This is a genomic window from Priestia sp. RMT2NF4, from assembly GCF_047872835.1.
Taxonomy (GTDB): Bacteria; Bacillota; Bacilli; order Bacillales; family Bacillaceae_H; genus Priestia; species Priestia zanthoxyli.
Genome location: NZ_JBLQZO010000001.1, coordinates 1 through 20,985 on the forward strand (window position 1 = coordinate 1; position 20,985 = coordinate 20,985).

21 protein-coding genes are annotated in these 20,985 nt (G+C 37.1%); 16 read left to right on the plus strand and 5 right to left on the minus strand.

What is annotated here, in order from left to right; genetic code table 11:
• Positions 1–204: 204 nt before the first annotated feature.
• Both ACMX9J_RS00005 and ACMX9J_RS00010 read right to left on the minus strand, forming a co-directional pair.
• Positions 205–774: a hypothetical protein gene (locus tag ACMX9J_RS00005; protein WP_416225278.1), complete on the minus strand. Its 570-nt coding sequence runs from the start codon at positions 772–774 to the stop codon at positions 205–207.
• A 35-nt stretch (positions 775–809) separates the two neighbouring features.
• Positions 810–1,370, minus strand: a complete 561-nt coding sequence (locus ACMX9J_RS00010) for a hypothetical protein (protein ID WP_033578681.1) — start codon at positions 1,368–1,370, stop codon at positions 810–812.
• Between the two features lie 197 nt (positions 1,371–1,567).
• Here ACMX9J_RS00010 and ACMX9J_RS00015 point away from each other — a divergent pair, with 197 nt between their 5' ends.
• The 6 genes from ACMX9J_RS00015 to ppsA all read left to right on the plus strand — a co-directional run bounded on the left by ACMX9J_RS00015 (position 1,568) and on the right by ppsA (position 8,337).
• Positions 1,568–2,833 (plus strand): DNA polymerase thumb domain-containing protein, encoded by a 1,266-nt coding sequence (locus tag ACMX9J_RS00015; protein WP_047751180.1) that lies wholly within the window; start codon positions 1,568–1,570, stop codon positions 2,831–2,833.
• A gap of 14 nt (positions 2,834–2,847) precedes the next feature.
• Entirely contained in the window at positions 2,848–3,180 is a 333-nt protein-coding gene (locus ACMX9J_RS00020) for a YolD-like family protein (protein ID WP_033578683.1), read from the plus strand.
• A gap of 121 nt (positions 3,181–3,301) precedes the next feature.
• Positions 3,302–3,817 (plus strand): SMI1/KNR4 family protein, encoded by a 516-nt coding sequence (locus ACMX9J_RS00025; protein ID WP_033578684.1) that lies wholly within the window; start codon positions 3,302–3,304, stop codon positions 3,815–3,817.
• Positions 3,818–3,830: 13 nt separating this feature from the next.
• Entirely contained in the window at positions 3,831–4,025 is a 195-nt protein-coding gene (locus ACMX9J_RS00030; protein ID WP_416225279.1) for a hypothetical protein, read from the plus strand.
• A gap of 1,084 nt (positions 4,026–5,109) precedes the next feature.
• Positions 5,110–5,385, plus strand: a complete 276-nt coding sequence (locus ACMX9J_RS00035; protein ID WP_255219820.1) for a hypothetical protein — start codon at positions 5,110–5,112, stop codon at positions 5,383–5,385.
• 345 nt (positions 5,386–5,730) lie between these two features.
• Positions 5,731–8,337, plus strand: coding sequence for a phosphoenolpyruvate synthase (ppsA, locus tag ACMX9J_RS00040; RefSeq protein WP_416225280.1), 2,607 nt, complete (start codon positions 5,731–5,733; stop codon positions 8,335–8,337).
• 140 nt (positions 8,338–8,477) lie between these two features.
• On the opposite strand, the gene ACMX9J_RS00045 is transcribed toward ppsA, so the two are convergent.
• Positions 8,478–9,224, minus strand: a complete 747-nt coding sequence (locus tag ACMX9J_RS00045) for a gamma-glutamyl-gamma-aminobutyrate hydrolase family protein (protein ID WP_028413756.1) — start codon at positions 9,222–9,224, stop codon at positions 8,478–8,480.
• 291 nt (positions 9,225–9,515) lie between these two features.
• Here ACMX9J_RS00045 and ACMX9J_RS00050 point away from each other — a divergent pair, with 291 nt between their 5' ends.
• From ACMX9J_RS00050 to ACMX9J_RS00095, 10 genes are all read left to right on the plus strand, one after another.
• The gene (locus tag ACMX9J_RS00050; RefSeq protein WP_053001489.1) at positions 9,516–11,054 is read left to right on the plus strand and encodes an ABC transporter substrate-binding protein; all 1,539 of its coding nucleotides are present in this window, start codon (positions 9,516–9,518) and stop codon (positions 11,052–11,054) included.
• A 59-nt stretch (positions 11,055–11,113) separates the two neighbouring features.
• Positions 11,114–12,067 carry an ABC transporter permease gene (locus tag ACMX9J_RS00055; protein ID WP_028413754.1) on the plus strand — a complete coding sequence of 318 codons (954 nt, stop codon included), beginning with the start codon at positions 11,114–11,116 and terminating at the stop codon, positions 12,065–12,067.
• Between the two features lie 9 nt (positions 12,068–12,076).
• A complete protein-coding gene (locus ACMX9J_RS00060) occupies positions 12,077–12,985 on the plus strand; it encodes an ABC transporter permease (protein WP_034264721.1) in 909 nt (302 codons plus the stop codon).
• Positions 12,982–13,980, plus strand: coding sequence for an ABC transporter ATP-binding protein (locus ACMX9J_RS00065; protein ID WP_416225281.1), 999 nt, complete (start codon positions 12,982–12,984; stop codon positions 13,978–13,980). Before ACMX9J_RS00060 ends, ACMX9J_RS00065 begins: the two co-directional genes overlap by 4 nt.
• Complete coding sequence (locus ACMX9J_RS00070) at positions 13,973–14,962, plus strand: ABC transporter ATP-binding protein (protein ID WP_047751176.1); 990 nt, start codon at positions 13,973–13,975, stop codon at positions 14,960–14,962. Before ACMX9J_RS00065 ends, ACMX9J_RS00070 begins: the two co-directional genes overlap by 8 nt.
• Before the next feature lie 258 nt (positions 14,963–15,220).
• Entirely contained in the window at positions 15,221–15,703 is a 483-nt protein-coding gene (gene ybaK, locus ACMX9J_RS00075; protein ID WP_045289895.1) for a Cys-tRNA(Pro) deacylase, read from the plus strand.
• A 164-nt stretch (positions 15,704–15,867) separates the two neighbouring features.
• Positions 15,868–16,152 (plus strand): DUF5316 family protein, encoded by a 285-nt coding sequence (locus tag ACMX9J_RS00080; RefSeq protein ID WP_028413748.1) that lies wholly within the window; start codon positions 15,868–15,870, stop codon positions 16,150–16,152.
• Positions 16,153–16,239: 87 nt separating this feature from the next.
• Complete coding sequence (locus ACMX9J_RS00085; protein WP_416225282.1) at positions 16,240–16,650, plus strand: GNAT family N-acetyltransferase; 411 nt, start codon at positions 16,240–16,242, stop codon at positions 16,648–16,650.
• Positions 16,651–17,227: 577 nt separating this feature from the next.
• The gene (locus tag ACMX9J_RS00090) at positions 17,228–18,574 is read left to right on the plus strand and encodes an MFS transporter (RefSeq protein WP_033578694.1); all 1,347 of its coding nucleotides are present in this window, start codon (positions 17,228–17,230) and stop codon (positions 18,572–18,574) included.
• 287 nt (positions 18,575–18,861) lie between these two features.
• Positions 18,862–19,830, plus strand: coding sequence for an alpha/beta hydrolase family esterase (locus ACMX9J_RS00095; RefSeq protein WP_176344206.1), 969 nt, complete (start codon positions 18,862–18,864; stop codon positions 19,828–19,830).
• Positions 19,831–19,965: 135 nt separating this feature from the next.
• On the opposite strand, the gene ACMX9J_RS00100 is transcribed toward ACMX9J_RS00095, so the two are convergent.
• Both ACMX9J_RS00100 and ACMX9J_RS00105 read right to left on the minus strand, forming a co-directional pair.
• Positions 19,966–20,121, minus strand: coding sequence for an aspartyl-phosphate phosphatase Spo0E family protein (locus ACMX9J_RS00100; RefSeq protein ID WP_016763750.1), 156 nt, complete (start codon positions 20,119–20,121; stop codon positions 19,966–19,968).
• Positions 20,122–20,612: 491 nt separating this feature from the next.
• A complete protein-coding gene (locus ACMX9J_RS00105) occupies positions 20,613–20,753 on the minus strand; it encodes a hypothetical protein (RefSeq protein WP_014460568.1) in 141 nt (46 codons plus the stop codon).
• Between the last annotated feature and the right edge of the window lie 232 nt (positions 20,754–20,985).

Sequence of the window (20,985 nt, forward strand, 5' to 3'; positions counted from 1 at the left end):
TTAAAGCTATTTCAACACCAATCTATTCTAAAATGACAAGACCACATTATACCATTAAATTAAATAATAGGTAATAATTATCTACTAAATGAAAAGCTAGTCAACATAATCAAACTTATGGTAACTAAACCAGAAAATAAAAAGCCTGGATCTCCTTAGATACAGGCTTTTTCCCAACTCTGTTGTTTAAGTAGAACTAGGTACCTACTTTAAATTCAAAGTTACTTCCTTATTTAGATATGGAGATGTAAAAGTTACTGTTTGTTCATTTCCCCATTGTGCATCATGAGCTCCTAAAACATTTAAATCGCTCATATCCGTATTTCGTGTCATAACATGAAGAGGTTCTTGATTTATTCGTTTTTTCACCAAAGGGAATTCCGTTTGTTTATAAAAATCATAGTAATGATTAGTTTCTCCAAGACTCCAATTAGAATAACCAATAATAAGTTTTTGGGTATTCTTAGGGGAACTTAGATCATAATAGTCAACTTTATTAGTATAAAAGAACGTGAACCACCCAACGATTGCTATAGGTACAATAAAAAACGGCCCAATTACTCCCCAAAAAACTTTAGACTCTTTTGTTTTGCTAACGGTTATAAGGACTATGTATAAATAGATAAAGTGTAGAACAAATATCAGAAAATATATCGAAACCTTTGAAGAGAAAACGTATAGGCTCTTTAGTGCTAAAAGATAAAAGAATAGATTTATAGAAAGAAGGATGATAGCTAACATTTTTAGTATACTCTTATTATTTTTATACTTCATTGACTACGAACCCTCCTCCTTTTAATTTAGAAATGTTAAATATCGCTGCTATTAATATCAAGTGAGTAGCTACGAGGTATATAATTTTGGACTTTTCCAGGTGAGTTAAATAAATCACTCTTACTGAATATCGTAAATCCAACCTCTTCCACATCCACAAATGTATCGACTTTATCTATATCGACATTTTTAAATTCTATAGGTTTATTCCATTGTCTCGAAGGAATTAAATTCTGCTCTACAATACCTTCTCCGTAGAAAATGAATATACTCAGCCCATTATTAACTAATTCTTCTGCTAATCCACTAACATGGCTCAATTTTTCTTCAGAATCAACTTTAATAATAGCACCATCTAATGAATGCTCATAAAAAGGAATTTTATTTTTAATCAATGTTTCTTTTTCATGTCCAGAGAGCATTGAGTCTAAAACAAAAAAAACAGGTAAACCAAACATTTTTCGAACTAAAGAGATGATCAGATCATGATTAATGTCCCTAATCCCTACAGTAATAGATACAAATTTATCTTCTGGAAAGTCAAAACTATCAATTATACTTTGGTCTGAATATTGCACAAAATATTCTTTTTTCAACATTTATCCCCCTTTAGGGTTTAGTCTTTTTGAACTCTTACTATTACGTTATGTAGTAGTTACTTCTGTTAATGTAACAATAAATTCTATGCAAGTGATAGCAATAATCGGGAAAAATTTAGAATTTTTATTGGATAAAGAACGTTTGTTCGTATATAATAGAGAACGAACGTTCTTTATTTTAAGGAGTTCTTTCAATGGATTATGGCCAGCTACCAAACAGAGTCATTATATGTATCGATATGAAGGCATTTTTCGCTTCAGTTTCTTCTGTCATACGGGGATTAGATCCGCTGAAAACAAAGCTTGCGGTAGTAGGAGATATCAAACGGTCTGGATCGGTTGTGTTAGCTGCCACACCCTTACTAAAGAAAGAAGGAATCAAAACGGGAAGCCGTCTTTTCGATATTCCTAAAAGAAAAGATATCCATGTCGTGAATCCATCTATGGAGAGGTATATCAAGGCTTCGAACTATATTTCTAGTTTGGTGTTACAGTATGTGGCTCCTGAAGACTTTCATGCGTATAGCATTGATGAGTTGTTTATTGATGCGACAGCTTCTTTGCATTTGTTCGCTAAAACACCAGAAGAATTAGCTCATAAAATCATCAACGAGATTTACCGTAAGACACGGCTGACAGCTACCGCAGGCATCGGGCCCAATCTCTTACTGGCAAAAGTGAGCTTAGATCATGAGGCTAAGAATAGCCCAACAGGAGTTGCGTATTGGCGATATGAGGATATTCCCTTTAAACTATGGTCCATTCATCCGATGAAGGATTTCTGGGGAATTTCGTCTGCTACGGAAAGACGCTTGAATCGTCTGGGCATTCACTCCATAAAAGAACTCGCTCTTTCTTCCAAAGAGATGTTACAAAAAGAATTTGGTGTCTTGGGGGAGGAGATCCACCAACATGCGAATGGGATTGATTACAGTCGCATTTCTGATGTGTACATTCCTAGCTCTCGTTCATTTGGAAAAAGTCAGATTCTATTCCATGATTATACAAACCGAAAAGAAGTGGAGTTATTGCTGTTGGAGCTATTGGACGATGTATGTTTTCGTTTACGCATGCATCAAGTGGTAGCTCAGACTGTTCATTTATCTATTGGTTACAGCAAACGAACAGGTGGAGGCTTCTCAAGACAAAAGAAAATGGAGAGAGCTTCGAATTTAAGCCAAGATATCTTTCCGTATTGTTTAACCATCTTACATACACATGATAGCGGAATGCCGATTCGTTCCATTGGCATTTCCTTGTCGAACACACGCATTCAAGAAGAAGAACAAATGAGCTTATTTGAGGATATTGATCAGCGGGAAAGAGCCTATGCACTTGCAAAAACGATTGATGACATTCGTCTTCGTTATGGAAAGAATAGCGTTCTACGGGCCTCAAGCTATCTCGAGCATTCAACAGCTCGTTATCGAAACGGCCTTCTAGGAGGTCATAAAGCATAAAGGAGGAAGCTGCTATGCAGAACAGAGGAATGAAAAAATGGCGACCGTTCGCCACTATGCCAGAGCAATACAAAGGATTACAGGAAATGATAAAAAAACAATCGGAGATACCTCAACCTTTTTTAACAGAAGATCAAATGGAACAGATTAATTTCACTTTGATTGAAGCGCTTCATACACATAAAAAAGTGTACCTTACGTATTACAAGCGTGGGCAGTGTATAACGGAAACAGGAGTTATTCAGTTTGTTGATTCTCTTGGAGGATTATTTGTTTTTATCGATGAGGGGGATCAACAGACGAATAAAATGAGGTTAAGCGAGCTAATTGATGTTCGTTTCATATAGTAGAAAGTAATAAAACAGTTTATTTACATAAGATTTCCATACATAATTAGTATAAGCTTAAAAAGTACAGGATGATTTTTCGTAGATTCATTTAATGATGTTATATAAGGAGGAGTCCAGTATGAAGCAAGTTTGGCATGAGTTTGAACAGTGGTTGAAAATACATCGACCAGAAGCAGTACGAACGCTTAATGAAGCTGCTGCTGAATCAGAAATTGCAGCGGTTGAACAAAAGATGGGACTAACCTTCCCTCAAAACCTTAAAGACTGGTTAATGATACATAATGGACAGCGTGATGAATATATAGCAGCTATCGAAAATTATACTCTATTACCTTTAGAGGAGATTCTGTATACGTGGCAAACATTAAAAGAGCTTTTAGACGGAGGAGAATTTGAAGATTTTCCAGAAATTGAACCTATTGGGCCAGTAAAAAAAGAATTTTGGTGGAACCCGCGCTGGATTTCGATTGCCACGAATGGGGGAGGAGATGATATTTGTATAGACTTGGATCCGGCTGAAGGAGGAAAAGTCGGCCAAATTATCACCTTTTGGCACGATTGGGAACAGCGCGAAGTAATAGCAGACAGCTTAGAAGAATGGGTAATGGCCACGATAAATCATACAGATCATTAAAGGGGAGAAGCAAATGATAAAGCCGGATATAGAGAAAATCTATAAAATTCTTAAAGCACTTCCAGGTACGTCGGTGAAAGTAGAATTTGAAGATGAAGTGGGAGAAATTCTTTCTACTCCTTATTATATCTATCTTAAAAGCGAGTTTTTAGATGGACAATTAGGCTATAGAGAAGATCTAGAAGCCAATTCCCTTATAGGGAATTAAGAAGGAGATTGGCAAGAAAGCTGGTTTGTCATAGGGTATGATGAAGAAATCGGCGGTGACCCGCTTTTTATTGATATAGCGAATGAAGATTATCCAGTTTTTACAGCTGAACATGGTATGGGTGAATGGGACGCTTTAGAAATGTATGATTCTCTAGAAGAGTTTGTAGAAGATGTTACTTAATTATGGCTTCGTTAAAAGATTTTGATAAGAGTACGGTCAGAAGAGGACAGATAGTAGTTTAATATCTACCTAGCTGTCCTCTTTTGTAGTACCTATTAATCTTAGAAAGAATAATAGTAGAAATCGATTTCTGTATCACCGATATACGAAGACGCAAAGGCATTCCTATTCCTATTCTTTTATCGTTGAAAACTGTTAACAATTGAATAGTATATGGCTGCAATGATTAAAAGCATGCCAGTGATGTATAAGGTATATCTTAAAGTTTGGATCATACAAATATTTATCTTTCTGATTTAATTCCAATTCAACAAATTTTTATTAGTTTGTTTAATCAAAGAAAATATGATGTACAAAAGGGTAGATTGTTCTTTTGTTTCTTAAAGAACCTATTCATTATGTTCACTGTGGTAACTAGAGTTAGTATTTTCATTACCGTATAGGATAATCCAAATTTATCCATATTGAGTATAGAAGCTATTCTTAAAGCATTACGTAGATGGGATATACCAAACGAACGTATTCATTACGAGGTATTTAGCCCTGTAGCCATTTTAGGAGAAAAATAAAGAAGAAATTGTCATCAGTAAACAGAAAATGGTCGATTAAAATACACGTCCTGCTTAAATAAATATGCTTTTTCACTTTGCCTTAAGGAACAATTCTAAAAACAATCATTTTATGTATAGGTACTTCCACACTCTCTATGTGCAAAAAACTGGAAAAAACTCTCTCTAATAATTTATAATAATAGAGAACTATGTCGAATCCTAAATATTGGAGAGAGTACTATATGAGAAGACTACTTCCTTTTATAATTTTTACCATTTACTGCATTCCATATGTTTATTTATCTATGCGAAAGGATTTTGAGGATGATTCCAAGGTAAACTATATCATCATGGCCATAGTTACACTAGCACTGTCTTATCTAAGTGGGCTGATTAGAGCGGATTTATCACTTATTTTAGGAAATATCATTTCTTTTAGTACTTCATATTTTTATAACGCATTAAGGCTGCCTGATTCTAAGTGGGAGAAATATTTTTCACCCTTTAATTCTGTCGAACAAGTAGTACTGATAAGCCTTGCGGCGCTTGTGCTGCAGGTGATTATTTATACAGTTGCTAGAAAGCGAGCGAAGAGATACATTCGTAATACTATGGTTTCGGAATAGTTCAAAAAAGAGAGTTAATCATCTAATGAGCTAGACTCTTCAGGTGACCAAATGAAAGAAGGGTTAAAATGAGGAGAGATGTTGAAATTTTATTCTCTAAAAAGAAAGTGTTAAATGAGGAAGAACAACAAATCCTTCAAACGTGTACGTATCTGCTTTAAACAGGATACGAATCAATTAGGTAAGCTAGTTATACAACTTTTAAATATGTAACCGCAAACAAAAAGGTATGTATTTCTCTTCCTACTTTAATTATACCATAAAAAAAAATGCCGATATAGACTGTTTATTCTCATTTGCTGCTGGTAAAATCAATAAAACATTACCGGTTAGGAGAGATGTTGAATGAACTCTTTAGTTCTTAGCTTTCAAGAAATAAAAGATATACAGCTTTCACTTGTTGGAGGAAAAGGCTTGAATTTAGGGGCGTTATCAAAAATTCAAGGAATACAAGTACCGGAAGGATTTTGTGTGACAGCGGCCGGGTATCAAAAAGCTCTTGAACAAAATGAAACATTTCAAGCGTTACTGAACCAGCTGACGATGCTAAAAGCTGATGATCGAGATCAAATTGGTGAAATCAGCGAAAAAATTCGCCAAACCATTATGGAAATAAAAATTCCTTTTGACGTCGTAAAAGCAGTTATTCATTCTCTCTCTCAGTTTGGGGAAGAGCATGCTTATGCCGTTCGTTCAAGTGCGACAGCTGAAGATCTGCCACATGCTTCTTTTGCTGGTCAGCATGACACCTATTTAAATATCAGAGGCAAAGAAGCCATCCTTGAGCACATTAGCAAATGCTGGGCTTCCCTGTTTACAAATCGCGCGGTAACCTACCGTATAAAAAATGGATTTGACCATAGTCAAGTGCACGCATCGGTTATTGTTCAACGAATGGTTTTCCCGCAGGCTTCAGGTATTTTATTTACAGCTGACCCAGTCACTTCTAATCGAAAGCTGCTATCCATTGATGCAGGATTCGGACTTGGAGAAGCGCTGGTGTCTGGTTTGGTATCTGCCGATTGCTATAAAGTACAAGAAGGAGAAATCGTTGATAAAAAAATAGCAGCTAAAAAGTTAGCTATCTATGGATTAAAAGAAGGCGGAACAGAAGCGAAGGAAGTTCCTTCTGGTGTGCAAAAAACGCAAGCGCTCACTGACTCTCAAATTTTACAATTAGAACGCGTTGGAAGACAGCTTGAAGCTTATTTTGATTGTCCTCAAGATATCGAGTGGTGCTTGGCTGATGATACATTTTATATTGTCCAAAGTCGTCCAATCACTACTTTATATCCAATTCCAGAAGCAGCTGATCAAGAAAATCACGTGTATGTATCTGTTGGACACCAACAAATGATGACCGATGCCATGAAACCACTGGGATTGTCTTTTTTTCTGTTAACGACTAATGCACCGATGCGTACAGCCGGTGGAAGGTTGTTTATTGATGTCACCCCTATGCTGGCTTCACCTGACAGCAGAAAAATGATGTTAGGTGCCATGGGACAACATGATCCGCTCATGAAAGACGCACTTACAAGCATAATAGAGCGAGGAGATTTCATAAAATCTTTATCTAATGATCAAAGTTCCGGTAAAAGCAATAAAAGCGTGCCGCCTACGAAACCTAAGGTACAAATCGAAAACGACTTTACGATCGTTTTTGACTTGATCAAGAAGAATCAAGCTTCAATAGAAGAGCTAAAACAAACCATCCAAACGAAGTCAGGGTCGGAATTAGTCGATTTTATTTCAGAAGATATCGGGACATTAAAGAAGATTTTATTTGATCCACAAAGTACAGCTGTGTTTATGGCCGCTATGGATGCTTCATCATGGATTAATGAAAAAATGGAGACATGGTTAGGTGAAAAAAACGCAGCAGACGCGCTTTCTCAATCCGTCCCAAACAATATTACTTCAGAAATGGGTCTGGCGCTATTGGATGTCGCAGATGTAATTCGCCCTTATCCAGAAGTCATTCATTATTTAAAACATGTAAAAGATGATAACTTTTTGGAGAACCTGGTTAAGTTAGAAGGCGGACAGGAAACCCGAGACGCTATCTATGATTATCTCAGCAAATACGGAATGCGATGTCCCGGCGAAATCGATATTACGAAAACTCGGTGGAGCGAAAAGCCAGCTGCACTTATCCCTGTGATTCTTGGTAATATTAAAAACTTTGAGGCTAGCGCCAGCAAACAAAAATTTGAAAAAGGTTTGCAGGAAGCCTTTAAAAAAGAGAAAGAGCTATTAAGTCGATTAGAGCAATTGCCCGATGGCGAACAAAAAGCAAAAGAAACAAAAGAAAGAATTGATCTCCTCCGAAATTTTATCGGTTATCGTGAATATCCCAAATACGGGATGATTAACCGTTATTTTGTTTATAAGCAGGCTCTCCTGAAAGAAGCCGCTCTGCTAGTAAAAGCCCGCGTTATTGATGAATCAGAAGATATATACTATTTGACGTTTGAAGAACTTCAAGGAGTTGTGCGCACACGTAAACTAGATTACCAAATCATCAGTAAACGAAAAGAAGAGTACAGATTATATGAAAAGCTAACACCTCCGCGTGTGATTACGTCTCAGGGTGAAATTATTACAGGTGCGTACAAACGAGAAAACCTCCCGCCCCAAGCAATTGTAGGTTTACCGGTTTCTTCCGGAGTGATAGAAGGGCGCGCGCGCGTCATTTTAAACATGGAAAAAGCTAATCTATCAGATGGAGATATATTAGTCACTTCCTTTACTGACCCTAGCTGGACTCCGTTATTCGTAGGAATAAAGGGGCTTGTTACGGAAGTTGGGGGACTGATGACTCACGGCGCAGTCATTGCCCGCGAATACGGATTGCCAGCGGTTGTCGGAGTAGAGAATGCTACTCGGCTAATAAAAGACGGTCAGCGAATTCGCGTACATGGAACAGAAGGGTATATTGAAATACTGTAAAAGCCAAAAATACTTGCACTATTTTATCTAATTAATAGATGAAGATTTGTCTAGATTTCTTTGCGCATCTTCAGTTCATACAAAAAGGCAGGCCACAATGGCCTGCCTTTTTTATATTGGTAACAAAGTAGATTGAAACGTCAAATGCTGACTTTTTTCGTAGCTGTCTGCTGCACATGCTCCATAAAAAGTTTAAACAAGTTCAGCATTGAAATATGTTCTTTTGCCATCATTTCTGGATGCCACTGGACGCCGACTACAAATTGATTTCCTTGTTTTTCAATGGCTTCAATGACTCCGTCTTTTGCCCATGCGGAAACTTCAAAGCCTGGAGCTACGTCTTTAATCGCTTGATGGTGAAATGAATTAATAAGAGCTTGATTACCGTAAAGGTCATGTAGGCGTGTTCCGTCTTTAATCATGATGGAATGAGAAGGGTCGCTTGTATTGTTGTATTGATCATGTTTGATAAATGACTCTTTAATGTCTGACATGTCTTGATAAAGCGTGCCGCCGTAAGCAACGTTTAAAATTTGTAAACCGCGGCAAATCGCTAATACGGGCTTTCCTTGATCAATCACATGCTTTAACAATAGATGTTCAGACTGATCTCGTGCTAAAAAAGGTGAACCTGTTTTTGTTGTCGGTTCTTCACCGTATAAAAGGGGATTGACGTCTTGTCCACCTGATAAAATCAACCCGTCTATACTTTCTGCCTGCGCTTTAATCATTTCTTCATCTTCTAGTACTGGCAAGATAAAAGGAACTCCGCCGCTGAGCGCTGTTGATTCGATATAGTCGTTATTCACATACGCTCGCTTATAGCCTGGAAAGCGTCCTCCTTGATCCACAATAATGCTTCCTGATATACCAATTAAAAATCCCACTGTTGTTTTCTCCTTTTTTGTTAAATTACCATTTCTTAAGATGTTTTTTCTTTTTTACTGCGTTGATAAAGTGTTTTCAATCGCTTGCTTTATAAGAAATAAATGGTTATTTTATTCAACTATTATACATATATACCATATTTATTTAATAGAAAATGGTATAATAGCCTCTGTGTGTCAAAAATACTAATTGCCAAAGGTAGAAGGTAGTGCTACAATTGTTCACATTCCTACTATTCTTCTAATTATAGTCGGATTAAAATTTTATACAAGGAAATAGGAGTGATTTTAGTGAAAAGGACTTATTTACTTTTCATCTCTCTTTTAACCATTGTCCTCATGGTAGCAGGGTGCAGTGGTAACGCAAGTGAAAATACTTCAAGTGAAAAAGAAGGAAAAGAAGGCGGAACGCTAAACGTCGCGTCTCAAAGTGAGCCAGCAACGCTAGATGCTCAAATCACTGGGGACTCAGATGTGAAAGATGCAACGCGCAGTATCTATGAAGGGTTAATGATTTTAGACGACAAAGGAAATCCTAAGCCTGACTTAGCGTCTAAAGTAGATATTAGCGATGATAAAAAAACATACACGTTCCAATTAAGAAAAGGGGTTAAATTCCATAACGGTAAAGAAATGACTGCAGATGACGTTGTCGCTTCTATTAACCGCTGGATTAAGCTATCATCCCTTGGGAAAACAAACTTCTCTGGTGCTGAAATGACAAAAACCGGTGATTATACGGTAGAGCTTCATTTACCATCACCAAATGTTAACACGCTATCTTTATTAGCTGATCCAATCCCCGCAGCAGCTATTTTACCAAAAGAAGTGGTTGACAATGCATCTGATGAAGGGATCAAAGACTACATAGGAACAGGTCCATATAAAGTAAAAGAGTGGAAGAAAAATCAATATCTTTTATTAGAAAAATTTAAAGATTATTCTTCGAAAGGCCGCGAAGTTAAGAAAACTCCTCACGTCGATGAAATTAAGATTAGTTTCGTAAGCGATGAGTCAACTAGGATTTCTGGTATTACAACCGGACAATTTGACGTTGCGCTATCTGTATCAAGCGATAATGCCAAACAAGTTGAAGGCAGTCAAAATGCAAAAGTAGAAACATCACCAGGCGGATTTATGGGACTTTTCTACAACGCAGATAAAGGCGTCTTTAAAGACATCAATGCGCGAAAAGCAGTTAACGCAGCTCTTAACTCAAAAGATATCTTAGACAGTTCTTACGGAAGCTCAGATTATTACAAGCTTTCTTCATCCATTGTGAACAAAGAGTATCCAAACTACTACAGTACAGCTGGAAAAGAAGAATATAACCAGCATGATAAGAAAAAAGCAAAAGAATATTTGAAGAAATCTGGTTATAACGGAGAAGAAATTCGCTTAATGGCGTCTCGCGATTACCAAGATCAATACAATACAGCTGTTGTGGTTCAACAAGAATTAAAAGACATTGGTATGAATGTAAAATTAGAAGTATACGACTGGGCGACATTCAGCGATAAAATGAGTGATACAAACCAATGGGACATCTATCCTGTTGACTGGAATGCTCGTTCTACCATCTTCCAAGGATTCTGGACGACAAAAGGTACATCAGTTGAAAAATCAATGGACTACTTAAACAAAATTAAAGCTGCTCCTTCTGTTAAAGAAGCTCGCGGTGACATTGATGCCATCCAGCAATACGTATGGGACGAGCTTCCGTTCACGCTTATTGGTCATAAAGTGAACATCAATGCCGTTTCTAACAATTCAAAAGGCTATGAGTATAATTTAGGTCCAATTTTCTACAATATGAGTTTAACAAAATAATATCTTATTATTCTAATAAACAGAGGGCTTATGCTCTCTGTTTTAGAAAGGAGTTTACGATGGGAGCTTATACACTTAAGAGACTTTTTGCACTAATTCCTGTTTTATTCATTGTATCTATTGTTGTGTTCTTAATTACACGCTTAACGCCTGGGAGTCCCGCAGCAATCATTTTAGGACAAGGCGCAAGTCCGGAACAAATTGCAGCGCTAAGCAAAGAAATGGGATTGGATGAGCCTGTTGTCAATCAATACTTTATCTGGCTATCTAACATCTTTCACGGAGATTTTGGTTATTCCTACTTTTTAAATAAACCTGTGCTCGGGGCGATTTGGGATAACGTAGGTCCTACGGTTTCTCTAGCTATACTTGCGCAAATTTTTGGCGTGGTGTTTGCTTTACTATTTGGTATATATGCAGCTAAACATAAAGGAACGATTCGTGATGAAAGCATTATGGGAGCCAGCCTTTTAGGTATCTCTATTCCTAGCTTTCTTCTCGGTTCATTCCTTATTTTGCTTTTTGCTGTACAGCTTCGAATTTTCCCTGTTTCAGGATACGTTCCGTTAAATGCCGGATTATTTGAATACTTAAAGTATTTAGTTTTACCAACGATTACGCTTGGAGCGATTCAAGCTGCATTAATTACGCGTATGACGCGTTCATCTTTACTCGATACCATTTCTGAAAACTTTGTTAAAACGGCAAAAGCAAAAGGATTAAATGAACGCACAATTATGCTTAAGCATACGCTGCGCGTGAGTTTTTTACCGATTTTAACAGTTATCGGAGAATCATTTGCGGGACTTGTGACCGGAGCGGCAGTAACAGAATCATTATTTAACATCCCGGGATTAGGTCAGCTGATTGTTTCATCAATTGAACGCCGAGATTACGCGCTTATTCAAGGAGCTGTACTTTTAATTACGGTTGCTTACGTGGTCATCAATTTAGTTGTTGATTTGCTGTATGCCGTGATCGATCCGCGTGTACGCAATTCTTATCATGATTAAAGGAGGGTGATGAATGTGAACGCACAACAAAATACAGAGACCATTTCAGTAACTTCAAAGAAAAAAAGAAACCCAGCGGCAGCGCGTTTCTTCTCAAATCGTTTGCTAGTAAGAGGAGCGATACTTATTTTATTATCTATTTTGATTGCTGTTTTTGCTCCGCTCATTTCTCCTTTTGGCAGCTTACAAATCGACCCTGCAAATCGATTAGCACCGCCGTCAAGCACGCACTGGTTTGGAACGGATAACTTTGGGCGAGATGTATTTAGTCGGACAATGTACGGCGTCAGAATATCGTTAATGATTGGAGCCGCAGTAACGATTATTGCTACTGTACTGGGTTTAATCGTTGGACTTTTATCTTCTTATTATAAAATTCTTGATTATATTTTAATGAGAATTTGTGACGGCTTGTTTGCTTTTCCATCTATTTTACTAGCAATTGCCATCATGTCTGCTTTAGGACCTAAAACAAGCAATGTTATTATCGCACTGAGCCTTGTATTTATTCCTTCGATTGCGAGAATTGTTCGTTCAGCTGCGCTTGTTGTAAAAGAAAAAACATTTATTGAAGCGCTAAAAGCTCAAGGAGCAAGCTCACTTCGAATCATTTGTTTTCATATGGCACCAAACGTCTTATCGCCTTTAATCGTTCAAGTAACATACGTGTTTGCCGTGACGATTTTAACAGAGGCTTCGCTAAGCTTTTTAGGAGCCGGAATTCCTGCGCCAACACCAAGCTTAGGAAATATGCTGTATGACGGAAAGCTTGCCATTTACAACGCGTGGTGGATGACCGTGTTTCCGGGTGTATTTATCATTTTAATTGTACTTGGCCTTAATTTATTTGGTGACGGTCTGCGCGATTGGTTAAATCCGAAAAACGTAATGCTGAAGAAAAGGAGGAAAAAACGTTGAGTAACGCCCTTTTAAAATTAGAAGACTTACAAGTAACTTTTACAACGTATAGCGGAGAAGTAACGGCTGTTGACAATGTATCTCTTCAATTAAATAAAGGAGAAGTATTAGGCATTGTCGGTGAATCTGGATCAGGAAAAAGCGTAACGTCCGAATCTATTCTTCAGCTATTAGATGAAGACCTAACAAGCTACGAGGGCAAGATTTTGTTTGAAGGAAAAAACTTATTAGACATGTCTTCAAAGCAAATTCAAAAGCTAAGAGGAAACGAAATCTCAATGATTTTCCAGGATCCCATGTCGTCATTAAATCCCGTTATGCCAATTGGAAAACAAATTGCTGAAGTGATTCGTCTGCATCAAAAAGTCTCTAAAAAAGAAGCGCAAAAGAAAGTCGTAGAGCTTTTGAGACTAACCGGCATTCCGTCTCCAGAACAGCGAGCAAAAGAGTATCCGCATGAAATCTCGGGAGGAATGAGGCAGCGCATTATGATTGCGATGGCTTTAGCCTGTGAGCCGAAGCTTCTTATTGCCGACGAGCCAACAACGGCTTTAGACGTAACCATTCAAGCGCAAATCCTTGACCTTATGATGGATTTAAAAGACAAGCTCAACATGGGCGTGCTGTTCATCACCCATGACTTAGGCGTTGTCGCTAATATTTGTACAAAAGTAGCCGTGATGTATTTAGGACAAGTGATGGAAGAAACGGACGTTAACACGCTGTTTTCAAAGCCGCTTCATCCTTATACAATGGGCTTAATTAAGTCGGTTCCTCACTTAGATGGCGACAGAACACAAGAGCTTTCGTCCATTCCAGGAACGGTTCCGCCGCTTTCAAACGTGCCAGACGGCTGTCGTTTTGCACCAAGATGCCCGTTTGCAACGGAAAAATGCCATAAAGAAGTACCTGTTTTAGAGCATGCCGATGATACGCATCGCGTTCGATGCTGGCACTATGAAAAAATTCAAGAAGGAGAGGTTGCGTATGTCTAGTGAAGCAAAGCAGCAAAGCGCCAAGCCCTTGCTTGAAGTTCGCAACCTGCAAAAATACTATCCGGTTCGTTCAGCTTTAGGAAAAGCGAAGGGACAAATCAAAGCGGTTCAAGATTTGTCTTTTGATATTTATGAAGGCGAAACGTACGGATTAGTAGGTGAATCTGGTTGCGGGAAAAGTACAGCGGGGCGCACGCTTTTAAAGTTAGTAGAACCAACGGGCGGGGAAGCACAGTTTAATGGAGAAAGTATTTTCGAATCTAAAGCATCACGCTTACGGACGATTCGTAAAGATTTGCAAATGATTTTCCAAGATCCGCATACTTCCCTTAACCCAAGGAAAAAAATTGGGGCTTCCATTCAAGAAACATTAACAATTCATAATGTAGGCGCCAAAAGCGAACGAAAGCAGCTTGTCATTGAATTATTAAAAAAGCTTGGGTTTAATGAAGAAGATTACAACCGCTATCCGCACGAATTTTCAGGCGGCCAGCGCCAGCGTATAGGGATTGCGCGTTCGTTGATTTTAAACCCGAAGCTTATCATTTGTGATGAGCCGGTTTCAGCACTGGACGTATCTATTCAAGCACAAATCTTAAACTTGCTGCGCAGTTTACAAAGAGAAATGAAGCTTTCATATCTCTTTATCTCCCACGATTTAAGCGTCGTAAGGCATATTGCAGACCGCGTTGGCGTAATGTATTTAGGAAGATTAGTAGAAGAAGGGCCAACAGATGAGATTTTTTCAAATCCTCGTCATCCTTACACAAAACTTCTTTTATCATCTGTCCCGGCAATTCACGAACATGAAAAGCGTGAAAAAATTGAGGTTAAAGGTGAAATTCCTTCTCCTCTTAATCCACCTTCAGGCTGTGCGTTTCATAAAAGATGCCCGTTCGCATTTGACCGCTGCATGAAAGAAACACCTGAAGATACAGTGATTGATAGCAAGCATAAAGTAAAATGTCATCTATATAGTTAAGGTGAAAATCTGTAGCGATAGAGAAAACAAACATATTGATGCAGTAGCATAATTGAATGAATAGAAATGAAAAAGTCACTAGTACCTCTAGTGGCTTTTTTCTTTGAAAACATCGGGTTCCAAAGGTAGTGAAAAGTCATTATTTAGCATATTAGATTCATTTTTATATAAAAGATATGAATAACCCTTACTAACCTACCTATCCTAATATATGGAGATATGAAAACAAAACGTGTTATGATGGTATCGGTGATAATTATGGGTAAAAAAGCAGACAAAACGAACGTAATGCGAATTTTAGATCAGAAAAAAATTGAGTACAATTATTATTCTTATGAAACTAAAAATCTGAGTGGAGTACAGGTAGCTACTTCGCTCGGAGAGGATCTTGCTAAAGTCTTCAAGACACTTGTGACCGTTGGAAAATCAAAAGAACATTATGTCTTCATGGTACCGGTTGAAAAGGAGCTTGATTTAAAGAAAGCGGCAAAAGCAGCTGGTGAAAAATCCCTAGAAATGATTCCTCAAAGAGAGCTGTTGCCTCTGACAGGATATGTTCACGGAGGGTGTTCTCCTATCGGGATGAAAAAGCAGTTCACAACCTTCATTGACTCTACGGCAGAAGACTGTGAAACGATTTACTTTTCTGGCGGGCGTGTAGGTCATCAGATACAGCTACCACTAAGTGACTTATCAAAAGTAATTCGTATACGTCCGGCAGACATCACAAAAGATAGTTAAAATGTAGTTCCCTTGAGCGAAACGCACTTAGACATAAGCGTTTCGCTTTTTTAGTTGGTTTAATTACTGTTGGAATAACAAAAACAAAAGTAAAAAGACAGAAAAAATGATATTATATAGTTAATATATGGAAACTTCATAAAAAGGATAGGAGGAGGACAAAAATGATTAAATCAATTATTGGTGGGTTCATTTTATCTTTTATACTTTTAGTAGCATGTACAATAGCTAACGTAAATTCAGAAACAGTACTTTTCACCGCTTTCATTATATTAGTGGGGCTAGCTCTTATCATATCTGGAGCAGCTGTAAGCGGTGATCGAATGAGAGCTAACCTTTCCACAGAATCAAAAGCAGACAAGAAGTGGAGAATAACAAATTCTATAAACCTTATGTTAGCTGCCGCTCCAGTTCTCGGGGTATTTCTTCTCATTCATTACTTTGTATAGTTTATTCTTCGACATGTAAGAGCAACCCGCAAGGTCCTAAAAAACAAACTAATTATTCATAAGATAATAGCGAAAAGAGGTGCTAGGATGAAAGAAATCACTTCAACTATGGTGAATCCGACAATAAAAAAGCTGTTGTCTTATGCAACTTTAGAAGAGAAGGTTGATGAAGAATATAAAAAATACACGTGTTTGCCAAGTCGGAAATTATATAGTATTGAAGTAAATGGAGAAACCATTAGCTGTATGGGAGTTGAATTTCTTAACGCCAAGGAAGCTGTTATAAAACATATAGCTGTTTTACCAAAAGAAAGAGAGAAAGGAATAGGAAGCTGCATGATTAGCTTTCTTTGTAAGAACTATGATATACATTCTATTTTTGCTGAGACAGATAAAGAGGCAGTAAGCTTTTATTCTAAGTTTGGCTTCCAAATAACAAGTTTAGGTGAAAAATATCTCGGAGTGGAGCGCTTTTTGTGTGAATTTAAAGTTCAATGAGATAAATTAAGGTCGCCGATGTAACAAAATTATAGAGCATCTATGGCTGTATATATAATAAGGGATAAGATTAAAATTCAATAATTATCTTAAATTTAGGTTAGAGCTCAGTACAAGTTATGTTTATTCTACATATTATGTCAATGTAAGCAGCTTACACTCACAAGTTGAAAAGAGTATTTTCTTAACCATGTTCTCACTTAAAGAACATGGCTTTTTTTCTGTTTGTCATATAAATTAGAAAGCCGAACTTTGTAAAATTTTTGTATTAATAATTAGAAAATATTATATTTTCTAATAAATCAATAGTACAATATATAAATAGAAGGGAGGGTTAACACTACATATATAATAGACAGCAGCCGCTTTTAAAACCCTTATTTTGTTACCTATAAATGATATTGAAATGGATTATTCAACCTTTTTTAAGCGCTCTCATTATATAAGTGATTGGTTGAATAGGTTTTATAGAAAGCAATACAATCTAGCTGTTTAAAAAGATTTACTGGTAAATTACTTACTACTTCATGTTACAGGAGAATCAACATTAAACACTCAAAGAAAAGAGGGATCACTCATGGCTCATACCAGTGAAGCTGCAAACAACAGGCGTGTTACAAGTAATATTTTTAAAGGGTCTGTTGGAAATTTAATTGAATGGTACGATTGGTACGTTTACTCTGCTTTTGCCGTCTATTTTTCATCGCAATTTTTCCCAGAAGGCGATCCAACAAGTCAGCTGCTTAACACAGCCGCAATCTTCGCTGTTGGTTTCTTAATGCGTCCAATCGGTAGTTTGCTAATGGGACGCTATGCCGATCGGTATGGTCGCCGTGCTGCGCTTACCTTATCTATTACCATCATGGCGAGCGGTTCTTTGATTATCGCTTGTACCCCTAGCTATGGCACAATAGGGTTATTATCTCCTATTATTCTAGTACTCGCACGTTTGCTTCAAGGAATCTCCTTAGGGGGAGAATACGGAACGTCTGCAACTTATCTTTCTGAAATGGCAAGCAGCGGGCGAAGAGGATTTTATTCAAGCTTTCAGTATGTAACGCTTGTTGCTGGTCAGCTGGTAGCATTAGGTGTTCAAATTATTCTGCAAAACGTTCTTAGTGAAGCAGATATGATTTCATGGGGCTGGCGTATTCCTTTCGTTATTGGAGCCATCGGCGCGCTAAGCGTTTTATGGCTGCGACGTACGATGGATGAGTCAGAGCAATTTTCTAAAATGGACTCTGAAAGCCGTGAAAATGCAGGGACTATTAAAGCACTTATGAAGCACCCTAAAGCAGTGTTGACCGTTATTGGTTTAACATTAGGAGGAACGGTTGCATTTTATACGTATACAACGTATTTGCAAAAATTTATGGTAAACAGTGTAGGGCTAGATAAAGGAGTCGTAAGCTGGATTAACTTCTGTGCGCTGCTTGTATTTGTTGTTATTCAGCCAATAGCAGGGATGCTATCTGATAAAATTGGACGCAGACCTCTGTTAATGAGCTTTGGTATTTTGGGAACATTGCTGACTGTACCGCTGTTTCTTTTTATGAAACAAGCACATAACCCAGTCATGGCCTTTCTATTAATGACAGTTGGACTTATCATTGTAACCGGTTATACATCTATTAACGCAATTGTAAAAGCTGAGCTTTTCCCAACGGAGATTCGAGCTCTTGGTGTAGGATTACCGTACGGACTTACAGTTGCCATATTTGGAGGGACAGCAGAATTTATCGCCCTATGGCTAAAAAGCATCGGCCATGAATCAATTTTCTTTTTCTATGTAGCAGGGTGTATTGCCATCAGCTTCCTTGTTTATTGGCGTATGGGAGAGTCCTCTAAAGATTCATACATAGAATCTGAGCTCAAGAAAGAGGACAAAGAAGACAATGTACCGCCAAATAATATCAGTTTTTAATTTTGGTTAAATAAATAATCGTTTGATAACATAAAAAAGGACGGGCTTTTATAGCCAGTCCTTTTCTAGTATTCCGCGCGTATACTTGTATTAAACGCACTAAGTGACGGTTCTTACTATAGAATTCTTTTTTCTATAGTTTTGCATTATGAATTTGTACGATTAAAGCATAAAGAGGAAAATAATTAAAGGCATATAAAAAAGATCAGCGCCATAATAAAAGGATTATTTTGTGATATAACGAAATAGAGAGTATATACATCAGAAATAGAGAGAGGGTAAACTCCGTGAATACTTTATGTTCCTTTTTTATGAATCCAGTTTTAAGCGCTTCAACTTTTTTAATAGAATTACAGAGTGCGTTCTTTCGCCCTATTTGGAAAGAGTATAATTATGACGATTACTTTACCTACAAGGTATATGTTCCAAGTACATATACTGGGTTAAGTAAAGTACCATTAATCGTTATGCTTCATGGATGTCAACAAGATGCAGATGATTTTGCTGCGGGTACGGAAATGAATAAGCTAGCGGAAGAAAAAGGTTTTATTGTTCTCTATCCCCAAATGAATTACTTTGCTAATTCCAACGGGTGCTGGAATTGGTTTTATGAGTATAACCAGTTTCGCGGTAATGGAGAGCCAGACATAATAAAAGATATGATTGATCACATAACCACTAAGTATGCGATTGATTCTACTAATATATACCTTGCTGGCATGTCAGCTGGAGGCTTTATGGCGAATGTGATGGCTATTGCTTATCCTGATATATTTAAAGCGGTAGGCATTCATTCAGCAGGCAGTAATGCGTATGCTGTAGACCTCATAACAGCCGGAGAAGTTATGCTATATGGATCTCTAAATCCTGAATTTGACGGTGATGAAGCTTATAAGAAAATGGGACCTTACGCACGGCCTGTTCCCATCATTACGTTTCATGGCCAATCAGATACAACAGTTAATCCAATTAATGCGTCTACATTAATTCAGCAGTGGGTTTATACGTATAAGTATTTCGGTATCGACCTACATGAAAATGCTGATTCTTATACTTCAAAGGAAAACGAAAATCATTATAGTTACATAACGTATGACTACGTAGATACAGAAAATAAAGTCTGGATGAAAAAAATTATGGTAGAGGATATGGGGCATGCGTGGTCAGGAGGAAATAACAATGGATCAGATACTGATTCAAAAGGTCCTAATGCTTCAAAAATAATGTGGGATTTTTTTGAAGCACAGAATGATTAAATAAAATATGAACGAGCGATCAAAATGTACTACTAAATAACATCAGCCTTCATTTTTTTGAAACAAATAATTGTCGATCAACAGTAAAAAAGGATCTTATGGAAAGATCCTTTTTCTGTTATCAACCAGCATTTCTTAACAAGTAGCTTCAAACCGATTTAACAATACATCTAGATCCTGACTGATTTTAATCGTATTACTACTTGTAAACCCTTCTTCTAGGGCAATCATCATCATCATTTTTCGTATAAATTCTATCTTTATCAGCAGTAGTCTACATTTGAAACACATTAAGTTTCCTCCACTTGCCACGTCATTTTAAAGGTTTAAATTATTGAATTTTTTATGTAAAAACGGTTCAAATCTAAAAATAGAACCTAAAAAATATAGTAACAAATAGATAGTGTCGAAGTCTGTCGTATTTTGAATTCAGATATTTTCATTTAAAAAGAATTGACTCTTAAACGTTTTGCTGGAAGCTGCGCTCTGTCTTAATTATGATTGTTCCACCGGTTGTAAATAACTGACGGAGTAACAGAGCTTACCCTGTTTTTTGGATATAGGCATAATCAGATTACATTTAGGCATGTTAACATAGGATTGGACTTATTTAAGTTAGTCAACTTTAAACCAAAACATATCTTTTTTTCATTTATTGGTTTCTGTTTAACTATTTATGGCTATCAGGCACTGACAAATAAAGATAAATGATAGGTGAGGGCCGTTTCTAACCGCTATAGACTTTGTAAAAAGCGCAACAAAAAAGCGTCTGTTAAGACGCTTTATATATAATACATATACTGCTCTTCTTTATTGGCATGTGTTGTTTCATGGATTATTTCTTCCGGGATATTGGACGTCCGGTTAGTAAAAAGCATAAACAACGCAATAATTGATGCCACAAAACCTAAAGTAACAATCACAATAAATCCCTCCCTTTAGAATATATATTCTACTTTCATCTTCATTTTCCTATATTTATTTTATACCCTTATTTTATTTTCTCAACACATAGAATAAAAAGAGTGTATGCATCGCATCGGCTGAATATCCATCCAAAGTAAATACAATCAAGGGAACTTAAAAAAGTAGGAAATCATAAAGATTTTTTCGTATTCGGGATATAAATCATTAAAATTATTAATCATTGAGATA

Coding starts and splice junctions, on each gene's coding strand:
- ACMX9J_RS00005 (WP_416225278.1), bottom strand. CDS start 774: ATGAAGTATAAAAATAATAAGAGTATACTAAAAATGTTAGCTATCATC.
- ACMX9J_RS00015 (WP_047751180.1), top strand. CDS start 1,568: ATGGATTATGGCCAGCTACCAAACAGAGTCATTATATGTATCGATATG.
- ACMX9J_RS00020 (WP_033578683.1), top strand. CDS start 2,848: ATGCAGAACAGAGGAATGAAAAAATGGCGACCGTTCGCCACTATGCCA.
- ACMX9J_RS00025 (WP_033578684.1), top strand. CDS start 3,302: ATGAAGCAAGTTTGGCATGAGTTTGAACAGTGGTTGAAAATACATCGA.
- ACMX9J_RS00030 (WP_416225279.1), top strand. CDS start 3,831: ATGATAAAGCCGGATATAGAGAAAATCTATAAAATTCTTAAAGCACTT.
- ACMX9J_RS00035 (WP_255219820.1), top strand. CDS start 5,110: ATGGCCATAGTTACACTAGCACTGTCTTATCTAAGTGGGCTGATTAGA.
- ppsA (WP_416225280.1), top strand. CDS start 5,731: ATGAACTCTTTAGTTCTTAGCTTTCAAGAAATAAAAGATATACAGCTT.
- ACMX9J_RS00055 (WP_028413754.1), top strand. CDS start 11,114: ATGGGAGCTTATACACTTAAGAGACTTTTTGCACTAATTCCTGTTTTA.
- ACMX9J_RS00060 (WP_034264721.1), top strand. CDS start 12,077: ATGAATGTGAACGCACAACAAAATACAGAGACCATTTCAGTAACTTCA.
- ACMX9J_RS00070 (WP_047751176.1), top strand. CDS start 13,973: ATGTCTAGTGAAGCAAAGCAGCAAAGCGCCAAGCCCTTGCTTGAAGTT.
- ybaK (WP_045289895.1), top strand. CDS start 15,221: ATGGGTAAAAAAGCAGACAAAACGAACGTAATGCGAATTTTAGATCAG.
- ACMX9J_RS00080 (WP_028413748.1), top strand. CDS start 15,868: ATGATTAAATCAATTATTGGTGGGTTCATTTTATCTTTTATACTTTTA.
- ACMX9J_RS00085 (WP_416225282.1), top strand. CDS start 16,240: ATGAAAGAAATCACTTCAACTATGGTGAATCCGACAATAAAAAAGCTG.
- ACMX9J_RS00090 (WP_033578694.1), top strand. CDS start 17,228: ATGGCTCATACCAGTGAAGCTGCAAACAACAGGCGTGTTACAAGTAAT.
- ACMX9J_RS00100 (WP_016763750.1), bottom strand. CDS start 20,121: ATGTGTTTCAAATGTAGACTACTGCTGATAAAGATAGAATTTATACGA.